Annotated in this window: 17 protein-coding genes; 9 read left to right on the forward strand and 8 right to left on the reverse strand. The window is 50.5% G+C overall.

Going from position 1 to position 22669, the window contains the following annotated elements; translation table 11 throughout:
• Window positions 1–222 precede the first annotated feature (222 nt).
• The 3 genes from fdnG to fdnI are packed head-to-tail and all read left to right on the forward strand — an operon-like array spanning window position 223 to window position 4817.
• Entirely contained in the window at window positions 223–3270 is a 3048-nt protein-coding gene (fdnG, locus tag EOS98_RS11550; RefSeq protein WP_001574320.1) for a formate dehydrogenase-N subunit alpha, read from the forward strand.
• Between the two features lie 13 nt (window positions 3271–3283).
• The gene (fdxH, locus tag EOS98_RS11555; RefSeq protein WP_000061599.1) at window positions 3284–4168 is read left to right on the forward strand and encodes a formate dehydrogenase subunit beta; all 885 of its coding nucleotides are present in this window, start codon (window positions 3284–3286) and stop codon (window positions 4166–4168) included.
• Entirely contained in the window at window positions 4161–4817 is a 657-nt protein-coding gene (gene fdnI / locus EOS98_RS11560; RefSeq protein ID WP_000045658.1) for a formate dehydrogenase-N subunit gamma, read from the forward strand. Before fdxH ends, fdnI begins: the two co-directional genes overlap by 8 nt.
• 98 nt (window positions 4818–4915) lie before the next feature.
• Here the strand turns inward: fdnI and adhP are convergent, their stop codons facing one another.
• The 4 genes from adhP to bdm all read right to left on the reverse strand — a co-directional run bounded on the left by adhP (window position 4916) and on the right by bdm (window position 8535).
• Window positions 4916–5926, reverse strand: a complete 1011-nt coding sequence (adhP, locus tag EOS98_RS11565) for an alcohol dehydrogenase AdhP (RefSeq protein ID WP_000642447.1) — start codon at window positions 5924–5926, stop codon at window positions 4916–4918.
• Window positions 5927–6207: 281 nt separating this feature from the next.
• Entirely contained in the window at window positions 6208–7905 is a 1698-nt protein-coding gene (locus EOS98_RS11570) for an NAD-dependent malic enzyme (protein WP_000450513.1), read from the reverse strand.
• 176 nt (window positions 7906–8081) lie between these two features.
• On the reverse strand, window positions 8082–8225 hold the full coding sequence (gene sra, locus EOS98_RS11575) for a stationary-phase-induced ribosome-associated protein (RefSeq protein ID WP_000841559.1): 144 nt from the start codon (window positions 8223–8225) through the stop codon (window positions 8082–8084).
• Window positions 8226–8319: 94 nt separating this feature from the next.
• Window positions 8320–8535: a biofilm-dependent modulation protein gene (bdm, locus tag EOS98_RS11580; protein WP_000495700.1), complete on the reverse strand. Its 216-nt coding sequence runs from the start codon at window positions 8533–8535 to the stop codon at window positions 8320–8322.
• A 511-nt stretch (window positions 8536–9046) separates the two neighbouring features.
• Here bdm and EOS98_RS11585 point away from each other — a divergent pair.
• Entirely contained in the window at window positions 9047–9478 is a 432-nt protein-coding gene (locus tag EOS98_RS11585) for an OsmC family protein (RefSeq protein WP_000152297.1), read from the forward strand.
• A gap of 120 nt (window positions 9479–9598) precedes the next feature.
• Here EOS98_RS11585 and hlyE read toward each other — a convergent pair whose 3' ends face one another.
• On the reverse strand, window positions 9599–10510 hold the full coding sequence (gene hlyE, locus EOS98_RS11590) for a hemolysin HlyE (protein ID WP_126524111.1): 912 nt from the start codon (window positions 10508–10510) through the stop codon (window positions 9599–9601).
• Between the two features lie 134 nt (window positions 10511–10644).
• Window positions 10645–11280: a hypothetical protein gene (locus EOS98_RS11595; RefSeq protein WP_164550769.1), complete on the reverse strand. Its 636-nt coding sequence runs from the start codon at window positions 11278–11280 to the stop codon at window positions 10645–10647.
• 771 nt (window positions 11281–12051) lie between these two features.
• Here EOS98_RS11595 and hdeB point away from each other — a divergent pair.
• The 5 genes from hdeB to glgX all read left to right on the forward strand — a co-directional run bounded on the left by hdeB (window position 12052) and on the right by glgX (window position 19879).
• The gene (gene hdeB / locus EOS98_RS11605; RefSeq protein ID WP_001032161.1) at window positions 12052–12381 is read left to right on the forward strand and encodes an acid-activated periplasmic chaperone HdeB; all 330 of its coding nucleotides are present in this window, start codon (window positions 12052–12054) and stop codon (window positions 12379–12381) included.
• Between the two features lie 142 nt (window positions 12382–12523).
• Complete coding sequence (locus EOS98_RS11610) at window positions 12524–13309, forward strand: OBAP family protein (protein WP_126524109.1); 786 nt, start codon at window positions 12524–12526, stop codon at window positions 13307–13309.
• Window positions 13310–13437: 128 nt separating this feature from the next.
• Complete coding sequence (treZ, locus tag EOS98_RS11615; protein ID WP_126524108.1) at window positions 13438–15222, forward strand: malto-oligosyltrehalose trehalohydrolase; 1785 nt, start codon at window positions 13438–13440, stop codon at window positions 15220–15222.
• Complete coding sequence (gene treY / locus EOS98_RS11620; protein WP_126524107.1) at window positions 15219–17747, forward strand: malto-oligosyltrehalose synthase; 2529 nt, start codon at window positions 15219–15221, stop codon at window positions 17745–17747. Before treZ ends, treY begins: the two co-directional genes overlap by 4 nt.
• A 56-nt stretch (window positions 17748–17803) precedes the next feature.
• Entirely contained in the window at window positions 17804–19879 is a 2076-nt protein-coding gene (gene glgX, locus EOS98_RS11625; RefSeq protein WP_000210582.1) for a glycogen debranching protein GlgX, read from the forward strand.
• 113 nt (window positions 19880–19992) lie between these two features.
• Here the strand turns inward: glgX and EOS98_RS11630 are convergent, their stop codons facing one another.
• Together EOS98_RS11630 and nhaC are read right to left on the reverse strand one after the other, a co-directional pair.
• Window positions 19993–21195, reverse strand: a complete 1203-nt coding sequence (locus EOS98_RS11630; RefSeq protein ID WP_058821041.1) for a MalY/PatB family protein — start codon at window positions 21193–21195, stop codon at window positions 19993–19995.
• A 12-nt stretch (window positions 21196–21207) separates the two neighbouring features.
• On the reverse strand, window positions 21208–22659 hold the full coding sequence (nhaC, locus tag EOS98_RS11635) for a Na+/H+ antiporter NhaC (protein ID WP_001276631.1): 1452 nt from the start codon (window positions 22657–22659) through the stop codon (window positions 21208–21210).
• Window positions 22660–22669 lie beyond the last annotated feature (10 nt).

Here is a 22669-nt window from a genome sequence, read left to right on the forward strand (position 1 = left end):
TCCGAGGGCGATGCCATGCAGTGTCATTTTTTAGTACCTCCCTGGAGTTATTGCAGTTTAAAAATAGGGCTATTTAATAGCGGAACCGTTTCAATATTGATTTGACGCAAAAAAGTTATCGATTTTGCTGTTAGTTTCCTCGCGAAGTTATACACGCATCCTGGGCTGGGGTTTTGCTGCAGTTCGAAGGAGGCGTGCATCCGTGGAAAAAAGAGGAAAGCAATGGACGTCAGCCGCAGACAATTTTTTAAAATCTGCGCGGGCGGTATGGCGGGAACAACGGTGGCCGCACTGGGTTTTACCCCTAAAATGGCCCTGGCTCAGGCGCGAAACTATAAGCTGTTGCGCGCAAAAGAGATCCGTAACTCCTGCACATACTGTTCCGTAGGTTGCGGGCTATTAATGTATAGCCTGGGAGATGGGGCAAAAAACGCGAAAGAAGCGATTTACCATATTGAAGGCGACCCGGATCATCCGGTAAGCCGTGGCGCGCTGTGCCCGAAAGGGGCCGGTTTGCTGGACTATGTTCACAGTGAAGATCGCCTACGCTATCCGGAATACCGCGCGCCGGGTTCCGACAAGTGGCAGCGCATTAGCTGGGATGACGCTTTCACTCGTATTGCTAAATTAATGAAAGCCGACCGCGACGCCAACTTTATTGAAAAGAATGAGCAGGGCGTCACGGTTAACCGCTGGCTCTCTACCGGAATGCTGTGCGCCTCGGCGGCCAGCAATGAAACGGGTATGCTGACGCAGAAGTTTGCGCGTTCTCTCGGTATGCTGGCGGTAGATAACCAGGCGCGCGTTTGACACGGACCAACGGTAGCAAGTCTTGCTCCAACATTTGGTCGCGGTGCGATGACCAACCACTGGGTGGATATTAAAAACGCCAACGTCGTGATGGTGATGGGCGGCAATGCCGCAGAAGCGCATCCGGTGGGTTTCCGCTGGGCGATGGAAGCGAAAAACAATAACGATGCGACGCTGATTGTCGTTGATCCACGCTTTACGCGTACGGCGTCGGTGGCGGATATCTATGCGCCAATACGTTCCGGTACAGACATTACCTTTCTGTCCGGCGTTTTGCTGTACCTGATCGAAAATAACAAAATCAACGCTGAATACGTTAAGCATTACACCAACGCCAGCCTGCTGGTGCGGGATGATTTTGCCTTTGATGACGGTCTTTTCAGCGGCTATGACGCCCAAAAGCGTCAGTACGATAAATCCTCCTGGAACTACCAGTTCGATGAAAACGGCTATGCCAAACGTGATGAAACGTTGACGCACCCACGCTGTGTGTGGAATTTGCTGAAGCAGCACGTTTCGCGCTATACGCCGGACGTCGTGGAAAACATTTGCGGTACGCCGAAAGCAGACTTCCTGAAGGTGTGTGAGGTGTTGGCCTCTACCAGCGCTCCGGATCGCACTACCACCTTCCTGTATGCGCTGGGCTGGACGCAACATACCGTCGGGGCGCAGAACATCCGTACTATGGCGATGATCCAGTTGCTGCTCGGCAATATGGGGATGGCTGGCGGCGGTGTGAACGCCTTGCGCGGCCACTCTAATATTCAGGGGTTAACGGATTTAGGACTGCTCTCCACCAGCCTGCCGGGTTACCTGACGCTACCGTCAGAAAAACAGGCCGATCTGCAAACTTATCTGGCAGCGAATACCCCCAAAGCGACGCTGGCCGATCAGGTCAACTACTGGGGTAATTATCCTAAGTTCTTCGTCAGCCTGATGAAATCTTTCTATGGCGATGCGGCGCAGAAAGAGAATGACTGGGGCTTTGCCTGGCTGCCTAAGTGGGATCAGTCCTATGACGTGATCAAATATTTCAACATGATGGATAGCGGGAAAGTCACCGGCTATTTCTGTCAGGGCTTTAACCCGGTGGCGTCCTTCCCGGACAAAAACAAAGTGGTGCAAAGCTTAAGCAAACTGAAGTATCTGGTCGTTATCGATCCGCTGGTGACTGAAACGTCAACGTTCTGGCAGAACCACGGCGAATCTAATGATGTTGATCCGACAACGATTCAGACCGAAGTCTTCCGTCTGCCGTCTACCTGTTTTGCGGAAGAGGATGGCTCTATCGCTAACTCCGGTCGCTGGTTACAGTGGCACTGGAAAGGTCAGGACGCGCCGGGCGAAGCGCGTAACGACGGCGAGATTCTGGCCGGTATTTACCATCGTCTGCGTGAAATGTATCGCGCAGAAGGCGGTAAAGGCGCCGAACCACTATTGAAGATGAGCTGGAACTACAAGCAGCCGGATGAACCGCATTCGGAAGAAGTGGCGAAAGAGAACAACGGCTATGCGCTGGAAGATCTCTATGACGCCAACGGTACACTGCTTGCCAGGAAAGGCCAGTTGTTGAGCAGTTTTGCATTACTGCGCGATGACGGTACGACATCCTCCTCCTGCTGGATTTATACCGGTAGCTGGACGGAGCAGGGCAACCAGATGTCCAGACGTGATAACGCCGACCCGTCAGGGCTTGGCAATACACTGGGTTGGGCGTGGGCGTGGCCGCTAAACCGTCGCGTATTGTATAACCGCGCTTCGGCGGACCCGCAGGGTAAACCGTGGGATCCAAAACGGATGCTGATCCAGTGGAACGGCGCGAAGTGGACAGGGAACGATATTCCGGACTTTAACAACGCGGCGCCGGGGAGCGGGACCAATCCGTTTATCATGCAGCCGGAAGGGCTGGGACGTCTGTTTGCTATTGATAAAATGGCGGAAGGGCCGTTCCCTGAACACTACGAGCCGATGGAAACGCCGCTGGGCACTAACCCGCTGCACCCGAATGTGGTCTCGAACCCGGCGGCGCGTCTGTATGAAGAAGATGCGCTGCGCATGGGTAAGAAGGAGCAGTTTCCGTACGTGGGCACGACTTACCGCCTCACAGAGCATTTCCATACCTGGACCAAACATGCGCTACTTAACGCTATCGCTCAGCCGGAACAGTTTGTGGAGATCAGTGAGACGCTGGCGGCAGCGAAAGGTATTGCTAACGGCGACTATGTGAAGGTGAGCAGTAAACGCGGGTTTATTCGCGCGGTCGCGGTGGTAACTCGTCGTCTTCGCACCCTGCATGTCAACGGTCAGCAGGTTGAAACGGTGGGGATCCCGATTCACTGGGGCTTTGAGGGTGTCGCGCGCAAAGGCTATATCGCCAATACTCTGACGCCAAATGTCGGTGATGCCAACTCGCAAACGCCGGAATACAAAGCGTTTTTAGTTAACATCGAGAAGGCGTAAGGGAGGCGAACATATGTCTATGGAAACGCAGGACATTATTAAACGGTCCGCAACAAACGCCATCACGCCGCCTCCGCAGGCGCGTGATTACAAAGCCGAAGTCGCGAAACTGATCGACGTCTCCTCCTGTGTCGGCTGTAAAGCCTGCCAGGTAGCCTGTTCTGAATGGAACGATATTCGCGATAACGTTGGTCATTGTGTCGGGGTGTACGATAACCCTGCCGATCTCAGCGCCAAGTCCTGGACGGTGATGCGCTTTACCGAAACCGAGCAGAACGGCAAGCTGGAGTGGCTGATTCGTAAAGATGGTTGTATGCACTGTGAAGATCCAGGCTGTCTTAAAGCCTGTCCATCTGCCGGGGCTATCATCCAGTACGCGAACGGGATTGTTGATTTTCAATCTGAACACTGTATCGGCTGTGGTTACTGTATCGCCGGGTGTCCGTTTAATATTCCGCGCCTCAACAAAGAGGACAACCGCGTTTATAAATGTACGCTCTGCGTCGATCGCGTCAGCGTGGGCCAGGAACCGGCCTGCGTCAAAACTTGTCCGACCGGGGCTATTCACTTCGGCACCAAAAAAGAGATGCTGGAACTGGGTGAGCAACGCGTGGAGAAGTTAAAAGCGCGCGGCTTTGAACATGCCGGTATCTACAACCCGCAGGGCGTTGGCGGTACGCACGTCATGTATGTGCTGCACCATGCCAATCAGCCGGAGTTGTACCACGGCTTGCCGAAAGATCCGCAGATCGATACCTCAATCAATCTGTGGAAAGGGGCGCTAAAACCGCTGGCCGCAGCGGGCTTTATCGCCACTTTCGCCGGTCTGATTTACCACTACATCGGTATTGGCCCGAATAAAGAAACGGACGACGATGAGGAGGATCATCATGAGTAAGTCGAAAATGATTGTGCGCACGAAATTTGTCGACCGCGCCTGTCACTGGACGGTGGTGATCTGCTTCTTCCTGGTAGCGCTGTCGGGGATTTCGTTTTTCTTCCCGACGCTACAATGGTTGACGCAAACTTTCGGCACGCCGCAGATGGGACGTATTTTGCACCCGTTCTTCGGTATTGCCATCTTCATCGCGCTGATGTTTATGTTCGTGCGTTTCGTCCACCACAACATCCCGGATAAAAAAGACATTCCGTGGCTGAAAAATATTGTCGAAGTATTGAAAGGCAATGAGCATAAGGTGGCGGATGTCGGCAAATACAATGCCGGACAGAAGATGATGTTCTGGTCCATTATGAGCATGATTTTTGTGCTGCTGGTGACTGGCGTGATTATCTGGCGTCCGTATTTCGCGCAGTATTTCCCCATGCAGGTGGTGCGTTATAGCCTGTTAATTCATGCGGCGGCGGGCATTATTTTAATGCACGCGATCCTCATCCATATGTATATGGCGTTTTGGGTGAAAGGCTCGATTAAAGGCATGATCGAAGGGAAGGTCAGCCGTCGCTGGGCGAAGAAACATCACCCACGCTGGTATCGTGAAATCGAGAAGGCGGAAGCAAAAAAAGAGAGCGAAAAAGGTATTCAGTAATTCTTTCGCGATCTGATAAACAAGGCGCTATCCTCGTAGCGCCTTGTTTTCATCTGCGGCCTGTTATCAAACCTACTCAGACGACCGCAGCAAATCGTTTAACGACGGAAATCGATGACCATACGGCCACGAATTTGCCCTTGTTCCATCTCTTTAAAAATAACGTTGATATCTTCAAGCGGACGTAAAGCGACTTTTGGCACGACTTTTCCTTCCGCCGCGAACTGGAAGGCTTCGGTCAGATCCTGGCGTGTCCCCACCAACGAACCGACAACCTGAATGCCATCCAGCACCAGGCGAGGGATATCAAGGTTCATGGCTTCTGGCGGCAGTCCGACTGCCACCACGCGGCCTCCGGCGCGAACGGCATCTACTGCGGAATTAAACGCCGCCTTAGCGACCGCGGTAACCACCGCTGCGTGCGCGCCACCGGTTTTTTCCTGCACAATTTTAGCCGCATCTTCCGTACGTGAATTAATGGTCAGATCTGCGCCCATTTCCTCGGCCAGTTTCAGTTGTCCATCATTGACATCAATGGCGATCACTTTCGCATTGAAAACGTTTTTCGCGTACTGCAAGGCCAGATTACCCAGACCGCCCAGACCGTAGATGGCAATCCACTGGCCAGGTTTAATATGAGAAATCTTCACCGCTTTATAGGTGGTAACGCCCGCGCAGGTAATACTACTTGCCGCCGCAGAGTCCAGACCTTCCGGTACTTTCACCGCATAATCCGCGACGACAATACACTCTTCGGCCATGCCGCCATCTACCGTGTAACCGGCATTTTTCACGTTGCGGCATAAGGTTTCATTGCCCGTATTGCAATACTCACAGTGTCCGCATCCTTCATAAAACCACGCGACACTCGCGCGATCGCCAGGTTTCAGCGAGGTGACACCGGGACCGACTTCCGCCACGACGCCAATGCCTTCGTGTCCCAGAATGACGCCGGTTTTGTCACCGAAATCTCCGTTTTTCACGTGTAGATCGGTATGGCATACGCCGCAGCACTCCATTTTTAGCAAAGCTTCACCGTGGCGAAGGGGACGCAGCGTTTTCTCAGTAACATCAACCTGATGATCTTGTGTGACAACAGCAGCTTTCATAACCTTCTCCTTTTATTAATAGTGAACTGCATAGCAGGTAATAGCAGGTAAGGTGCTATTACCTCTTTAGGATTAATATTTCTGATGAGTTATGCAAGGCGGCAGAAATACAATGTAATAGTTTAGCCAGGATTATCCTGATAAATCCCCGTTCAATACATAAAGGTGGCTAATATTAGTAGCTTGACAAATAAGCAGGGAAAGGAATTCAGGTGTGTCGACAGACTCGCCAAAACTAAAGAAGAAAGTGATATCCGGCGGCATTCACCGCCGGGTACGTATTAAATGGAAGTCCGACGGTAGTCGCGGTATTCCGGTTTCCAGAAGTTATCGTCAATCGCCTGTTGCAGCGCTTCCGCAGAGGTTTTCACCGCTACGCCTTGTTGCTGCGCCATTTTGCCTACGGCAAAAGCGATAGCGCGCGACACAACCTGGATGTCTTTAAGCGCTGGCAACACTAATCCTTCGCCGTTATTGACCAGCGGAGAATGTTTCGCCAGCGTCTCACTGGCTGACATCAGCATTTCATCAGTAATGCGCGATGCGCCGGAAGCGATAACCCCCAGACCGATGCCGGGGAAAATATAGGCGTTATTACATTGTGCGATCGGATAAACCTTATCTTTCCAGATGACCGGCGAGAATGGGCTGCCGGTTGCCACCAGCGCGTTGCCTTCCGTCCAGGCGATAATGTCCTGTGGCGTGGCCTCCACGCGAGAGGTGGGATTAGAGAGCGGCATGACGATCGGGCGAGGGCAATGCTTATGCATCTCGCGGATGATCTCTTCAGTAAAGAGCCCGGTCTGGCCGGAAACCCCGATCAGAATATCCGGCTTCACGTTACGCACCACATCCAGCAGCGACAGCACGTCATTTTCGGTATCCCAGTTCTGGAGATTGTCGCATTTCTGCACCAGTTTTGCCTGGAACGGCAATAAATTAGGCATCCGGTCCGTCAACAGGCCGAAGCGATCGACCATAAAAACGTTCTGTCGGGCGGCATCTTCGCTTAAACCTTCACGCTGAGTCTGCGCGATGATTTGTTCAGCAATCCCACATCCGGCGGAACCCGCGCCGAGAAAAACGATTTTCTGCTCGCTAAGCTGACTGCCGGCAGCGCGGCTGGCGGCGATCAACGTACCAACGGTCACGGCTGCGGTGCCCTGAATATCATCGTTAAAGGAGCAAATCTCATCACGATAGCGCGTCAACAGCGGCATTGCGTTTTTCTGCGCGAAATCTTCAAACTGTAGCAGGATATCTGGCCAGCGCTGCTTAACGGCCTGAATAAACTCATCGACAAACGCATAATACTCATCGTCGGTAATGCGCGGATGACGCCAGCCCATGTAAAGCGGATCGTTGAGTAACTGTTGATTGTTGGTGCCGACATCCAGCACAACGGGAAGGGTATAGGCCGGACTAATGCCGCCGCAGGCGGTGTATAATGACAGCTTACCGATAGGGATCCCCATCCCGCCGATGCCCTGATCGCCAAGCCCCAGAATCCGCTCGCCATCCGTCACCACAATAACTTTAATGTTGTGGTTAGGCACATTCTGCAAAATGTCGTCCATATTGTGACGGTTCGGATAAGAGATAAATACGCCGCGCGCCCGGCGATAAATCTCAGAGAAGCGCTCACAGGCCGCGCCCACGGTCGGGGTATAGATAACCGGCATCATCTCTTCAAGATGGTTTTGCACCAGTCGATAAAAGAGCGTTTCGTTGGTATCCTGGATGTTACGCAGGTAAATATGTTTATCGATTTCTGTTTTAAACCCCTGATACTGGAGCCAGGCGCGTTCGGCCTGTTCTTCAATCGACTCGACGACCTCCGGCAGCAGCCCTGACAAATTGAAGTTGCGGCGTTCTTCTACGCTAAAAGCGCTGCCTTTGTTTAACAGGGGGAATTCCAGCAATACAGGGCCAGCGTAAGGGATATAAAGGGAACGTGCTTTCTTGGTTGTAGTTTCCATGTTACTCACTCTTTTTCGAATAACTGTCCCTGGCACCGTCGTTTATCATCATATATTGCCTTCCACCAGGGAACCGATCCTGAGTATAAAGCATTGTGAGACGTTAAGGTCATTCCTATAAACAAAAACACCATTGCAGATGCAATGGTGTTTAACGTCATTTCAGGACTGTACGATTACTTTTGGCTGTCGGCGCGGCGCTTTCTGCCGGTTGGGTTATTCACCACGCTGCTGGTGTCGCCTTCAGTAACAACCTTACGCTGGTTGGAAATTCTGTAATCCAGTCCAAGTATATGACGAGCCTGACGGTTCGATTTCATGTTAACTCCTCAATCCTGTTGCTAGTTTTAAGGACAAATTCGCTTACGCGAAAGAAACGTAACCCCTAAGGTTGCCGATACAGCATAGCAGGTTTTACAGAGTCGGGTGCTGCCCGCTTACCACATAGTTGATGGTCTGCTGGTAGATGTCACTGAGGATGTCATTGTCGGAAGCCTCAACCCATTTGGTCAGCTCCATTAAAATATCATCTTCGGTGACAACGCCTAACTCCGCGCGTAATCCTTGTTCAATCGCGTTGACCAGGGCCGGTTGTGCTGCTGAGGTATTTGCTGAGTGATAAGTAAACATATAATGCCTCCGTGAACATGTATTTATTTAGTACGGCTCGCAGAAAATTAATTCGTATTCAGCATGGCAAATATTTTTGCGGCTGTGGTTAAGATTAGTCCTGGAGTTATTTTAACGCAAGGCGGAACTCTAATTGTTTACCGCAGAAGAAAATATATTACGTTTGCCAATTACATATCCTCATACAAATAGTGGTCAATTAATATACATTTAAAATGCTACTTATTGCGATTTTTATCATTTATTACAATGGGATGGGATAAATCTTAATATACATTAAAATATACATAATGAAATGCGCCTCCAGAAGAAAAAGTAAGGACAAAAGGAGGGATATATTCTTTAAAGAAAGGGAGGCCTGTTGGTTTAATATTCATCACTGAAAAAGCATACAACTATTTTCTATATCTGAAGTGCGGGTAATCGACAACATGCTACCTCCATCGGCATGGACAACGCAGATTAGCAGCATGGTCTATACTTTATTTTTTGAGCCAACAGGAGAGCAAAAATGACAATCCATAAGAAAGGTCAGGCACACTGGGAAGGCGACATCAAACGAGGTAAAGGTACTGTATCAACAGAAAGCGGCGTGCTTAATCAACAACCGTATGGATTCAATACCCGGTTCGAAGGCGCGCAGGGAACCAACCCGGAAGAGCTAATTGGCGCCGCACATGCGGCCTGTTTCTCCATGGCGCTATCACTCATGCTGGGAGAGGCTGGATTTACGCCGACATCCATTGACACCACCGCTGACGTATCGCTTGATAAGGTGGAGGCGGGCTTCGCCATTACCAAAATTGCGCTACAAAGCAAAGTTGCGGTAGCAGATATTGATGCTTCAACTTTCGATCAAATCATCCAGAAAGCAAAAGCCGGGTGCCCGGTATCGCAGGTTCTGAATGCGGAAATCACCCTCGACTACCAGCTTAACGCCTGATAACCTCGCCAGCCCGGTAACGACTCTTGTTTATCGGGCTGTTGAATATCGCTTTTTCTCCGTCTCTCATTTTCTTCACGCTATCGGGCGTTAAAAGTAAACAGAGGGAATGAAAATGTATCAGACGTCAGGAACCTCGAGAAGCGTCTTCTTACCGTGCCTTTGTTGGTATTCATTACAGGTGTTAATCATTTTCTTTGCAGCTCCTTTTAGTAAAGAAAGCATTAAATCATCATAATCAACGTAGAATCTGGTTGTTTCGGTTTCCGTTTTTATCTCCCCAATTGCTGCTATTTCAGTGGCTAATTTCAATTTTGCCGCATCGATATCTTTATTCGCTTGTTTCACTGTGGCTGATAAGCTAGTAAAGAAATTTTGCACTGCTTTTAGCCTGTTATTCAATTCTGGAATCAATTTCCCTTCAATCACGCCCGCAGCAATAGAATAGGAAATAATTAATCCAAACGGACCGGCGACTATGCCTGCTGCAGCACCGGCATAAGCTTCCTTACGAATTCTATCCACCTGTGACTGGAAATAAATACTTTTTTCCGAGAAATCATTAGTTAACTGGCTATCTAATGCCAGCAGTTTTCCTGAAGCGTTGTTGAAACTTTGTGAACTTGCCAGGAGAGATTTTTGCGCTTCATTCAGTTTATTGACGCCATCATCTAATATCCTGATGAGAATGTCTTTCTGGGCTGATGCTTTTTTCTCATTATATTCATCAAATAGTAAAATATACGCTGAGAGTAATTGCGTCACGACACCACACCATTCATAAACAGTTTGTGTCGCTTCAAAATATTTGTCCTGGCTGTCCATAAGCAAAACTTTAATATCACCAACTAAAACAGAAGCTTCCTGCGAGTACTCCTGTTTAAAACGGCTTAACTCTTTTATGGTTTCATCAAAGGTCTTCCAGGGGATGACCTGGTCGAGGTATTTGTTATAAAAATCTAATGCCCCATCTGCGGTTTCGATCGCGCTTTTAACTACCTCTACAGTTTGTTCTGCAAATATTCCGGTCATAATCATTTGCCTCTTTAAATATATAAATTGCAATTAAGCTATTGTTTTATAACTTATTTCTACCTATTACCTCCAGACAGCTTTTGTAGCTTAAGTTAACATTCCAGAAGCTGGAAATACTGCCAGCTTCCTGCTTATCTACGCAGGGTACGATTACTCTGCTGCATTTTCTCCAGAATACGGCCAAAAGAAACTGTTTTGCTTCCTACTTTCACCATCCCATCTTCCGGTAAGTAGCTAAATTTGACGTACAGTATATTGTTGCTGGTTTTATCTTTTGGCTTCATAGCCAAAATAGCTTGCTGTAATGCTTTTAGGTCGGCGGGGATTCCCACCGCATCGGTGATATCGGTACCGGGCACAAATTTCGATACCTGATCAACAGTTTGAGTCAATATATCCTGCAGCGGAAATAAGCCGGTAAAACGTTGTTTGGGTTTATATTTTGTCACTCCCATATAAATGTCAGGTAGACCTTTAATGTGGTTTTCAATACTGCGAGTTTTATTTTGCAACATAAATTCGCTAATCTCTACCGGAGAGCCAATCAATACCAGCGGTTTCACTCCTGCACCTTTTTCGGAAAAGAGATAGTTGTTATTGCTGCTTTTTACTGCTTTCTGCAACTCGCCACGATCCATGATTAAGCTGTAATATTTACCCTCTTTCACAACAGGTTTGGGTTCACGCCACATATTGATATCGCCAGCTTGTGCCATACTGGATACCATCATGTAACCGAAAAACGCCAATGTTACGGATAGTTTCATTAACTTTACCTTTTTAATTAGCCAAAAAAAATAGCACTCGTAAAAAGTATAAAGCCGTGGTTGCAACAAAACTTAAACGTCGCTCACTTCACCGATAAGCATTTATTTATCTTAATTATATAAATTTCCTTCCTAATAATACCTGAATTATTACCCTTTGGATTCAACTGCTTGCAGTTATAGTGCTAAATAACAATAAATCTACTGGAAGTATACAGTTTGTGTACGAAAGGTGTTTTTTATGATTACGGAAACCTGAAATTGTCCGACTATCTGTAAATGCTATGAAATTGTATTGTAGATCCGATTGCGCCCGGTGCTGATGACTACCGGGGCAATAGTGGTTGGTTTAGCCCTGATAGGGTTCGCCAGCGGCGTAAACGCCGCAAGCCGTTTTGGTCAGGGTTGGTGGTTGCCTCCGGAATGCTGACAGGCAATCTGTTCTACGATGTTTGTTCTGCCCACCGTTTGTGTCTGGCTGGCGCGCGATCGCGACGGCATGTCAGAGCGAAGTTCTCTTTCATCAGCTCAACGTAGTGCATACCACATCAGTGGCTATTGTCGTGGTCTACTTTTTCGCCCTAAAATCTGCTCGCCATGTTGCTTTATTCATCAAACATCAAAATCAGTCAACGTAAATATCAATAATAGCCATATCACGGAGGGTGATCTTTATTCCTGAGAGAGGAGGGGTATTATTTTCTGCGTTCTACATTAACGGGTTAACGCGCAGATGTAGAGGTTATTTATATAATTATTGGAGCAACAACAATGAATAAATTCTCCCTTGCTACAGCAGGTATTATCGTGGCAGCGCTGGTAACCAGTGTTAGCGTGAATGCGGCAACAGATACTACTAAAACAAACGTTACGCCTAAAGGTATGAGCTGCCAGGAGTTTGTTGACCTCAATCCGCAGACGATGGCGCCAGTCGCTTTCTGGGTGCTGAATGAAGATGAAGATTTTAAAGGCGGGGACTACGTTGATTTCCAGGAAACTGAGACGACAGCAGTGCCGCTAGCCGTTGAGCTTTGTAAGAAAAACCCGCAAAGTGAATTAAGCAAAATAAAAGACGAAATCAAGAAAGAACTCTCAAAATAAGAGTAAACTGATATCAAAACCCGGCCTGTGTGTCGGGTTTTACTATTTGTGACACCGTCACAAATAACATCTTCCATTTCTTCTACCAATCACGTGGTATTGCACTATTTTCATTAGAGCCCTTTCACTATATGGAGACCTAATGAAAATTTTACCGCTGGCACTCTTTATCATTCCTTTTCTGGCCGGATGTGGCGCCAATAATACGCCGCCGCAAACGCCTATTCCTGGGGAAAAAACCTCTGCCAAATTACGTACCCTGGAAACAGGCGCGGCGGCTATTCAATCCAGACCACCTGTCGAGGCCATCAGTACCTACCTTGACGGGTTCCATTTTTATAGCGGTGATAAAAACGGACAGATGGAAGCGCACCATTACGTTACCGTCCTGAACGAAGATGTCATGCAGGCGGTGATTTACGACGGCAATACGAAAAACGCGCGCCTGATGGGGGTGGAGTACATTATCAGCGAACGTTTATTTAAAACGCTTCCTCCCGAGGAGAAAAAACTGTGGCACAGCCACCAGTACGAGGTGAAATCCGGTAGCCTGGTGGCGCCTGGCTTACCGCAGGTCGCTGATAACGCGTTGATGAGTAAGATTGTTAATACTTATGGCAAGACCTGGCACACCTGGCATACCGACCGGGATAAAACCCTGCCAATGGGTATCCCTGCGCTGATGATGGGCTTTACTGGCGACGGGCAGCTTGACCCCGCGCTGCTGGCCGATCGGGATCGCCGTCTGGGAATTGATACCCAGGCCATTAAACGCGAGCGGCAGGATCTGCCTGAGCATCCCGTTGTTAAAGGGGCTAACGCCTGGGAGCAGGGGGAGGTTATCCAGCTACAGCGTGTTCAGGGCTCTGGCGAACACGGGCGAGGCGATACCGCGCACTTCGGTACATCTGAGCAATCCCGACAATAATTCCACGGTTTTACACGCAGATAGGAAAAAGAATGCCTGTTAAGTGACGGTGTCACGTAAAGATTAGCCCCATAGTCTATGCTTGTTCTTCGGATGTTGTAGAAGTTATGGGTTAAACGGAGCGACAAATGAGTTCAAAAATTTTTTGCAAAAGCTGGGGGGCTGAATATATCGCCGCTGATGTTGTCCGCTTTCGTCTTTGGGCCACCGGTCAGCAAAAGGTTATGCTCAGGCTTGCGGGTAAAGACCAGGAAATGCAGGCGAGCGGTGACGGCTGGTTTACGCTGGACGTCTCCGGGGTGATGCCAGGTACGGAGTATAACTTTGTACTCAGCGATGGCATGGTGGTCCCCGATCCGGCTTCCCGCGCCCAAAAAACTGACGTCAACGGTCCGTCATATGTGGTTGATCCAGGCAGCTACACGTGGCGCAACACCGGGTGGAAAGGTAGCCGTTGGGAGCAGGCCGTGGTGTATGAGATGCATACAGGCACGTTCACTCCGGAAGGCACCTTCCGCGCCGCAATAGCGAAGCTGCCTTATCTCGCTGAACTCGGCGTTACCGTTATTGAAGTGATGCCCGTTGCGCAATTTGGCGGCGAGCGTGGCTGGGGCTATGACGGCGTACTGCTTTACGCGCCGCATTCTGCCTATGGGACGCCGGATGATTTCAAGGCGTTTATTGACGCCGCGCATGGGTATGGTCTTTCCGTTGTCCTGGATATTGTGCTGAACCATTTCGGCCCGGAGGGAAATTATTTACCGCTATTGGCACCGGCGTTTTTCCACAAAGATCGCATGACGCCGTGGGGAAATGGTATCGCCTATGATGTCGACGCCGTGCGGCGCTATATCATCGAGGCGCCGTTATACTGGCTGACAGAATACCATCTCGACGGCTTACGCTTTGACGCTATCGATCAGATTGAGGACAGTAGCGCCAGGCATGTGCTGGTTGAAATCGCACAACGTATTCGGGAAGACATTACCGACAGGCCCATTCATCTGACTACCGAAGATAACCGCAATATTATTTCTCTGCATCCCCGAGATCAGGATGGCAATGCGCCGCTGTTTACCGCCGAATGGAATGACGATTTTCATAATGCCGTCCACGTTTTTGCGACCGGAGAGACCCAGGCCTACTACAACGATTTTGCTGATGCCCCGGAAAAACACCTCGCAAGAGCGCTGGCCGAAGGATTCGCTTATCAGGGAGAAATTTCACCACAAACCGGCGAACCTCGCGGCGTAAAAAGTACCGGACAACCCCCGGTCGCTTTTGTGGATTTTATTCAGAATCACGATCAGGTCGGTAACCGCGCCCAGGGCGACAGACTGATAACCCTGGCGGGTGCTGAACGAACAAAAGTATTGCTCGCCACGTTGCTGCTTTCACCGCATATTCCGCTGCTTTTTATGGGCGAAGAGTATGGCGAAAGCCGTCCTTTTCTTTTTTTTACCGATTTCCATGGGGATTTAGCCCGCGCCGTTTGTGAAGGTCGCGCAAAAGAGTTTGCCGATCATGCAGGGGAAAATGTTCCGGACCCGAATGCGCCAGAGACCTTTCAACGCTCAAAACTTAACTGGAAGCAACAGCACAGTGAAGAGGGTAAAGCGTGGCTGGCGTTTACCCGCGAACTACTGCTTTTGCGCCAGAAACATATCGTGCCGCTGTTGTCCGCTGCCCGTGAGAGCTCAGGAACGGTATTGCAAACCGCGCCCGGGTTTATTGCCGTTAGCTGGCGTTTTCCGGGAGGAACACTGTCACTGGCGCTGAATATTAGCGCCACGACGGTATTGCTGCCCGATTTACCGGGTAAGACCCTCTTCGCCTGGCCGAATGAATCCACCGGGTCGCTTTCCCAACATTCTCTTATTGTCCGCTTAGCCCAGGGAGAGTCTGCATCATGATCCCAACTGCAACGTATCGCCTTCAGTTTCGTAATGGCATGACCTTCGATCGCGCTGCGGCGCTGGTGCCTTACCTTAAAAATCTGGGTATCAGCCATCTTTATGCCTCACCCATCTTTACCGCCACCAAAGCGTCAACGCATGGTTATGATGTCACCGATGCGAATGAGATTGAGCCCTCTATTGGCGGGCGCGAAGGATTTGAAAGACTGGTGGCCGAACTTAAAGCGCAAGGTCTGGGATTGATCATCGATATTGTGCCTAATCACATGGCCAGCTCGCTGGAAAACGCCTGGTGGCGCGACGTGCTTGAATATGGCAAGGAGAGCCATTACGCGCGCCATTTCGATATTGACTGGTCGCGCCGACTGACGCTGCCTTTTTTAGGCGACACGTTTGACGCCGTGCTGGAAAACGGAGAAATTGCGATCAAGCCCGATCCCGCTACGGGTAAACCCGCGTTCGCCTATTATGATAACTATTATCCGCTTGCGCCGGCGACGTGGCAGGGGCGCGAGGCTGAAATACTGGCGCTTACCGATAAAGCCGCCATTGCTGATTTGCATGAGCGCCAGCCGTGGAAATTAATGTCCTGGCGCGATGCCGCTCGCTCGCTCTCATATCGGCGTTTCTTTGAGGTCACAGGGCTGGTAGGAATGCGGGTGGAAGATAAAACCGTCTTCGACGATACACATCGGCTGATTCTGGAGCTGGTCAGAACGGGGGCGGTTGACGGTTTACGTATCGATCATATCGACGGCCTTGCCGATCCGAAAGCCTATCTTGCGCGTTTACGTCAGGAAGTGGGGCCGGCGTGCTATATCACCGTGGAAAAAATTCTCGCTAAAGGCGAGCAACTTCCTGATGACTGGCCGGTTTCCGGCACCACAGGCTATGAATTTATCGCCTCGCTGGCGGAGGTGCTGGTTGACGATGAGCAGATAGACAATTTGCGCCAGGCTTACGAGACCGTTAAAGGCGCGCCAGTGGATATGCGGGCGGAATTACGGGCGGCTAAATTGCTGATGGTCGATCGCAATTTCGAGGGGGAATTTACCCGGCTGCTCGCACTTGCGCTGTCGATTGCCAGCGAGCTACAGATCGCACAGGAAGAGAGCGTCGTTCGGCAGGCGTTACGCGAGTTATTAATTGCCTTTCCCGTATATCGCACTTACGGCACGGCAGAAGGGCTACCGCCGACCGATATTTGCCTGTTACACCGTATTGTGGAACGGGTAAAGACGCTTGAAAACCCTCCGCAGCCAGAAGCGCTTACATTTCTGAGCCGTCTTCTTACCGGCGATGTTCCCGCCTCCAGCCAGGAGGAGGCAACACAGTTTCGCGTTCGGTTCCAGCAACTCACCGGTCCGCTGATGGCGAAATCGGTAGAGGATACGCTTTTCTTTCGTCAAAACATGGGACTGGCGTTAAATGAAGTCGGCGCCGAGCCCGTCACGCATCACTTCTCCATCGAACGCTTTCACCATGAGATGAAAACCCGACAGGCGCGACAGCCTGATGCGCTATCCGGTACGTCGACCCACGATACCAAGCGAGGCGAGGATGCGCGAGCACGCCTGTATACGCTTACCGAAGCGCCGGAACAGTGGAGCGAATGCCTTGCCCGCTGGCGGCAGATGAACCAGACCCATGTCAAATTTTTGAATGATGGCACTGCGCCAAAATCGGCGGATACGTGGATGTTATATCAGGCGCTGACCGGCGTCTGGCCCCCGATGCTACAACCACAGGACGAAACAGGTTTAAACGCGCTGAAAACACGCTTTGAAGCTTTTGTGGAGAAAGCGCTACGCGAAGCGAAGCTACGTACCGATTGGGTGGACAGTAATGAGGCTTACGAAACGGCAATGCTTGATTACGCCCGTTATTTACTGGCGCCGGATAATCAGACATTTTTGCAGGATTTTTATCGTTCCTTGCAACCCTTCATCCGCGCAGGGCTGGTTAACAGCCTGACGCAGACCGTTATCAAATTAACCGCGCCGGGAGTACCTGATATCTATCAGGGAAGCGAGGCGTTGAATTTTAGTCTTGTCGATCCCGACAACCGCCGCGAACCGGATTTCGCCACGCTGGCGCAGCAGTTAGACCAACTGACGCCGGGAGTTTTCTCGCGCGAAGAGAGTTGGCTGAATGGGCAGGTGAATCAGTATGTCACCGCTGCATTACTGCGTCTGCGTCAGCAGAATCATGAGCTCTTCCGTTTTGGCGACTATATACCGCTGCGGGCTGTTGGTCAGCGTGCCGACAAGGTCATCGCTTACGCCAGAGTCAATCATGATGATGCGCTGATTGTTGTTGCGCCCCGACTGGTGTTCGCCGAATGTGACGGCTTATTGTCACAATCGCATAGCGGTTTCTGGTCAGGAACCGACATTATTATACCCGGACAGCTTAATCAGCGTCGTTATCGCAATGTGCTTACCCAGGAGAGGTTAATGCCTGGTGAACACCTGTCGTTGGCCTCACATCAGGGCGGCGTACTGGTTTTAATGAGCGACTGAGTTTATGTGTTGATGTGCCGTGACAGGACAACGTTTACCGTGGGTGGAGAAAGAGAATGACAACAAACAGGGCTTTTGAAATCAGATCAGGATACAACCATACGCTTGGCGCAAATTATGACGGCGAAGGTGTGAATTTCGCTATTTTTTCCGCCCATGCGGAACGCGTCGAGCTTTGCCTTTACGATCCGAGCGGGGAGCATGAAATCGCTCGTCTGGAGTTACCGGAATATACCGACGAAATATGGCACGGCTATGTCCCGAAGTTGCAGCCCGGCGCGCTGTATGGGTACCGCGTTTACGGTCCTTATGACCCGGAAAATGGTCATCGTTTTAACCCCAACAAGCTGCTTATTGACCCTTATGCCCGTGAGCTGGTGGGCGATATTCAGTGGAACGATGCGCATTTCGCGTATCAATTACTTCATGACGATAAAGATTTGACCTTTGATGACCAGGATAGCGCGCCATTTACGCCTAAATGCCGGGTGATTGATCCGGCTGAGGCGAATTGGGAGGATAGACAACGGCCTTCCATACCGTGGTCGAACGCCATTATTTATGAAACGCATGTAAAAGGCTTTACCCAGCTTAATTCCGCGATCCCTGAGCCTCTACGCGGTACGTTTGAGGGCATGGGGCATAAAGCCAGCGTGGATTACATTAAAAGTCTGGGTATTACCTCCGTCGAGCTTTTACCCGTTCACTGGTTCCCGGACGATCAGCATCTGCTCGATAAAGGACTGAAAAATTTCTGGGGATACAACTCGCTGGGCTTTTTTGCGCCGGCGACGCGCTACTATGGTCCAAAAGGTATTCAGGGATTCCGCGATATGGTGCGCGCTTTCCATGATGCCGGCATCGAAGTGATACTGGATGTGGTCTATAACCATACGGCAGAAGGGAATGAACTTGGTCCCACGCTGTCATTTAAAGGTATCGATAACTTCTCTTACTATCGCACCATGCCCGATCAGCATCGCTATTACATTAACGATACAGGGACAGGTAATACCGTCAATACCTCTCATCCACGGGTACTGCAAATGGTGATGGATTCCCTTCGCTATTGGGCGGAGTCAATGCATGTCGACGGCTTTCGTTTTGATTTGGGCACCATTCTTGGTCGTGAGCCGGAAGGCTTTGATCAGAGAGGCGGTTTTTTTGATGCGGTAACGCAAGACCCGGTGCTGGCAAAACTGAAACTGATTGGCGAACCCTGGGATATCGGACCGGGCGGCTATCAGGTTGGCGGCTTTCCACCAGGGTGGGGCGAATGGAATGATAAATACCGCGATACGGTACGCGAATACTGGAAAGGTGACAACGTCACAAATGATTTCGCCGCACGCCTGCTGGGTTCCGGCGATCTCTATGATTTGCGCGGCCGTCGCCCCTGGTCAAGCGTTAACTTTATTACTGCCCATGACGGCTTCACGCTGAACGATCTGGTGTCTTATAACGACAAACATAATGAAGCCAATGGCGAAGATAATAATGACGGGCATAATGATAACCGCTCCTGTAACTATGGCGCAGAAGGGCCAACCGACGACGAGGGCATCAATGCGATACGCGAGCAACAGAAACGCAATTTCCTGACCACCTTGCTTTTCTCGCACGGCACGCCGATGTTATTAGCGGGCGATGAGTTTGGCCGCAGTCAGATGGGCAATAATAATGGCTACTGTCAGGACAGTGAAATATCGTGGGTCCACTGGGATAATTTGCCGGAAACCGCCAATGCGCTACGAGAGTTTACCCGTCATCTGATTCAACTGCGCGCCACGCAACCGTTGCTGCGCCGGGAGAGCTGGCGTGACGGTCTGGAGATCCGCTGGTTTAACGCCGGCGGAGGGGCGCAGCAATCCGAACAATGGGATGAGGGATCGACCATAGGCGTATGCATTAGTCGTCCCGATCTCCAGCCGGAAGCGGGGATCTGGCATGACGCCTTACTGCTTTTCAATCCGTTTGAAGGCAGCGTACCGTTCCGTATTCCGATGTGGGGAGAAGGCGGCTGGGTACTTGAACTGACGACTGCCGATAACGCGCAGCAGGGAATGCGGATTACCGAAGAAATGGATTTCGATCTGGCCGGGCGCAGTATCGTGTTATTCAGACGCCCCTGATAGTAAAACCGCGCTCCGGACCCAACCGGCCTTGATGGCCGGTTTTTTTACTGGCGCTCAGGCGATATCATGTCGCAGAAATAACACCGTTGTCAGTTTACCGCCCGAAAAATTCATCCGCCTGTTGGTATTCCTTTGATTGTCTTCACCGATATTCGCTTCAGGCCGTCTATTGCCATTTCAAGGTAGGTACGTGGACATCCCAGATTTAAACGGATAAATCCGCAGCCCGCCGGGCCAAAGCCGCTGCCCATTGAAGGAGCAATACCCGCGACATCCGCCATTACCCATTTTAGCTGTTCGTCATCCAGTCCCAGTTTTTTACAATCCATCCATAATAAATAGGTTCCCTGCGCCGGGACAATTCTTGCCCAGGGAAGGTGCTCTGTCGCCTGTTCAACAAACCAGCGGCGGTTTTCCGCCAGGTAATCCAGTAGCGAATCCAGCCACTGTCTGCTTTCATTCCATGCGATAGTCGCCGCCTGAACGGAGAGGGCGTTAAAGACGTCCAGCCCATGAGCGTCCAGACGAGACAGGAATCGCTGGCGAAGCGTAGGATCGGGAATGAGAAAATTAGAAATTCGCAACGACGATAAGCCAAACGTTTTGCTGGCCGCAGTGGCGGAGATGACCCGTTTATGCCAGCGCTCCCCTAAATGCAGTACCGAGGTAAAGGTTTCGCCGGGCAGCAATAGATCGGCCCATATTTCATCCGAGATGAGAGTGACATCATAAGCTTCACATAATAAAAGCAGTTGCTCCAGCTCGTTGGCCGACCAGCAACGCCCGGTTGGATTATGTGGATTACACAAAATCATCAGCGGAGGGCGCTCATGGCGAAACAGCCTTTCCAGTTGGCAAAAATCCATCTGGTAGCCGTCGTCCGGCGACTCGCTAAGGGGATTCTCCAGCAGTTTTCTACCATTAAGCGTGATTATTTTGGCGAAGGAGCCATAGTATGGTCCCTGTACCACTACGCCGTCGCCTGGATGCGTCAACATTTGCACTAAGAGCGCCAACCCTGGTACGACGCCTTCCACGCTGCATACCCATTCCTGTTTTAACGTGAGCTGGTGGCGTGACGAAAACCAGTGAAGCAGGGCGTTAAAATAGGCCTCATCACGTTCACTATAGCCAAATACGCCATGCTCGATTCGCTGATGCAATGCCGCCTGAACCTCAGGCGGGCAGGCAAAATCGAAATCAGAAACCCACATCGGCAGCAGTTTCCCTGCGCCATCGCCAAAGTGACGCTCAATAAAATCCCACTTTACCGAACCAGTATTGTTGCGATTGATAATCTGGTTAAAATCCATCTTGTTTCCTTATTATTCCGTCACTGACGATTGCGGCGACTTTTCTGAGGCGGAGGCAGTTCTGGCAATACCAATTCCGCTAAAACCATAAATTAATGCGAAGAAGATTGCCGCATAGCATTGGATAGCCCAGGGCAGAAGATCAAGCGTGCTAACGCCCAGCGTGGTTGCCATGTAGACGCCAGCCGAGGTCCACGGCAGGAGAGGTTCGATAACGGTACCGGCATCTTCTATCGTCCGTGAAAGGTTTTTAGTATCCAGCCCCATACGACGATAGGCATCTTTAAACAGTTCGGCGGGAACTAACAATGCCAGTTTACCGTCGCTGGTCGCTCCTGTGACCAAAATTGTGGTGCCGATAGTGGCGGCAATGAGTTGACCAACGCTATGAATAATGGTCAGCAGTCGGTTAATGATGATCGTTAACGCGCCGGTTAACGTTAGCGCTCCGGCAAATGAAAAAGCGCAGAAAACTAACAGTATTGTTCCCATCATCGAGAACATTCCGCCCCGGTTTAGCAGGCGTGGAACATCGGCCACGACACCTTCTGCGCCTTGTGGGAACATGGCGATATCAAATCCATCAATGAAAGCGTCCAGTCCCTGTTTGATGCTCAGTCCCTGCATGATGACGCCAAGGAATAAGGCAAGTACGCAGGCGCTTAACATTAATGGGATGACAGGCTTCTTGCGAATTGCGCCCCACAGTACGATCACCGGCGGCAAAATAAGAACAATATTAAAATGGTATAGCGACTCCAGCGAGTGGATGATGTCCGTAACGCGCTGCGGCGTGGCCACCTCGCCCAGCATATTACTGTGTCCGGCGATAAGATAAACCACGGCGGCAAGCAGGAAACTTGGCAGGGTCGTCCAAAGTAAATGCTGAATATGCTCAAACAGAGTAGTGTCTGCGACAATCGCGGCAAAGTTAGTCGAGTCGGACAACGGTGAGATTTTGTCGCCGAAATAAGCGCCAGAAACGACGGCGCCAGCTGCTGCTGCAAGAGACACGTCCAGCCCGGCGGCAACCCCCATTAACGCAACGCCAACCGTCCCGGCGGATCCCCACGATGTACCGGTACAGACGGAGACCACGCTGGTTAAAAAGAAGGCTGCAATCAAAATATATTCCGGGCTTATGAGTTTTAGCCCCCAGTACACCATGTAGGGAATGGTGCCACTAAACATCCAGGTGCCAATCAAACCACCCACGCAGATCAGGATCATGATAACCGGCATTGCTTTAGCCAGCTTATCCACCACTGAGTTGATGATGTCTTCCCAACAGTATCCTTGCCACCATGCAATGCCTGCCGCTACCGCCGCAGAGCACAGAAGGAGCGGTTCGATACGTAGCCCCATGATGCCGTAACCGATAATCAACAATAACAACATGGAGATGACTGGGATTAGCGCTAAACCCAATGACAGCGTTTTCTTCTTGTTTTGTGATGCACTCATAATGGAGCTC

This window comes from Salmonella sp. SSDFZ69, from assembly GCF_004010755.1.
Lineage (GTDB): Bacteria > Pseudomonadota > Gammaproteobacteria > Enterobacterales > Enterobacteriaceae > Salmonella > Salmonella enterica.

Excerpts from the sequence above, each read along its gene's own strand:
- EOS98_RS11595 (WP_164550769.1), bottom strand. The coding sequence starts at position 11,280 with ATGAAACTATCCGTAACATTGGCGTTTTTCGGTTACATGATGGTATCC.
- nhaC (WP_001276631.1), bottom strand. The coding sequence starts at position 22,659 with ATGAGTGCATCACAAAACAAGAAGAAAACGCTGTCATTGGGTTTAGCG.
- glgX (WP_000210582.1), top strand. The coding sequence starts at position 17,804 with ATGACAACAAACAGGGCTTTTGAAATCAGATCAGGATACAACCATACG.
- EOS98_RS11585 (WP_000152297.1), top strand. The coding sequence starts at position 9,047 with ATGACAATCCATAAGAAAGGTCAGGCACACTGGGAAGGCGACATCAAA.
- EOS98_RS11570 (WP_000450513.1), bottom strand. The coding sequence starts at position 7,905 with ATGGAAACTACAACCAAGAAAGCACGTTCCCTTTATATCCCTTACGCT.
- hlyE (WP_126524111.1), bottom strand. The coding sequence starts at position 10,510 with ATGACCGGAATATTTGCAGAACAAACTGTAGAGGTAGTTAAAAGCGCG.
- treY (WP_126524107.1), top strand. The coding sequence starts at position 15,219 with ATGATCCCAACTGCAACGTATCGCCTTCAGTTTCGTAATGGCATGACC.
- bdm (WP_000495700.1), bottom strand. The coding sequence starts at position 8,535 with ATGTTTACTTATCACTCAGCAAATACCTCAGCAGCACAACCGGCCCTG.
- EOS98_RS11630 (WP_058821041.1), bottom strand. The coding sequence starts at position 21,195 with ATGGATTTTAACCAGATTATCAATCGCAACAATACTGGTTCGGTAAAG.
- fdxH (WP_000061599.1), top strand. The coding sequence starts at position 3,284 with ATGTCTATGGAAACGCAGGACATTATTAAACGGTCCGCAACAAACGCC.
- treZ (WP_126524108.1), top strand. The coding sequence starts at position 13,438 with ATGAGTTCAAAAATTTTTTGCAAAAGCTGGGGGGCTGAATATATCGCC.
- hdeB (WP_001032161.1), top strand. The coding sequence starts at position 12,052 with ATGAATAAATTCTCCCTTGCTACAGCAGGTATTATCGTGGCAGCGCTG.
- fdnI (WP_000045658.1), top strand. The coding sequence starts at position 4,161 with ATGAGTAAGTCGAAAATGATTGTGCGCACGAAATTTGTCGACCGCGCC.
- adhP (WP_000642447.1), bottom strand. The coding sequence starts at position 5,926 with ATGAAAGCTGCTGTTGTCACACAAGATCATCAGGTTGATGTTACTGAG.
- EOS98_RS11610 (WP_126524109.1), top strand. The coding sequence starts at position 12,524 with ATGAAAATTTTACCGCTGGCACTCTTTATCATTCCTTTTCTGGCCGGA.
- sra (WP_000841559.1), bottom strand. The coding sequence starts at position 8,225 with ATGAAATCGAACCGTCAGGCTCGTCATATACTTGGACTGGATTACAGA.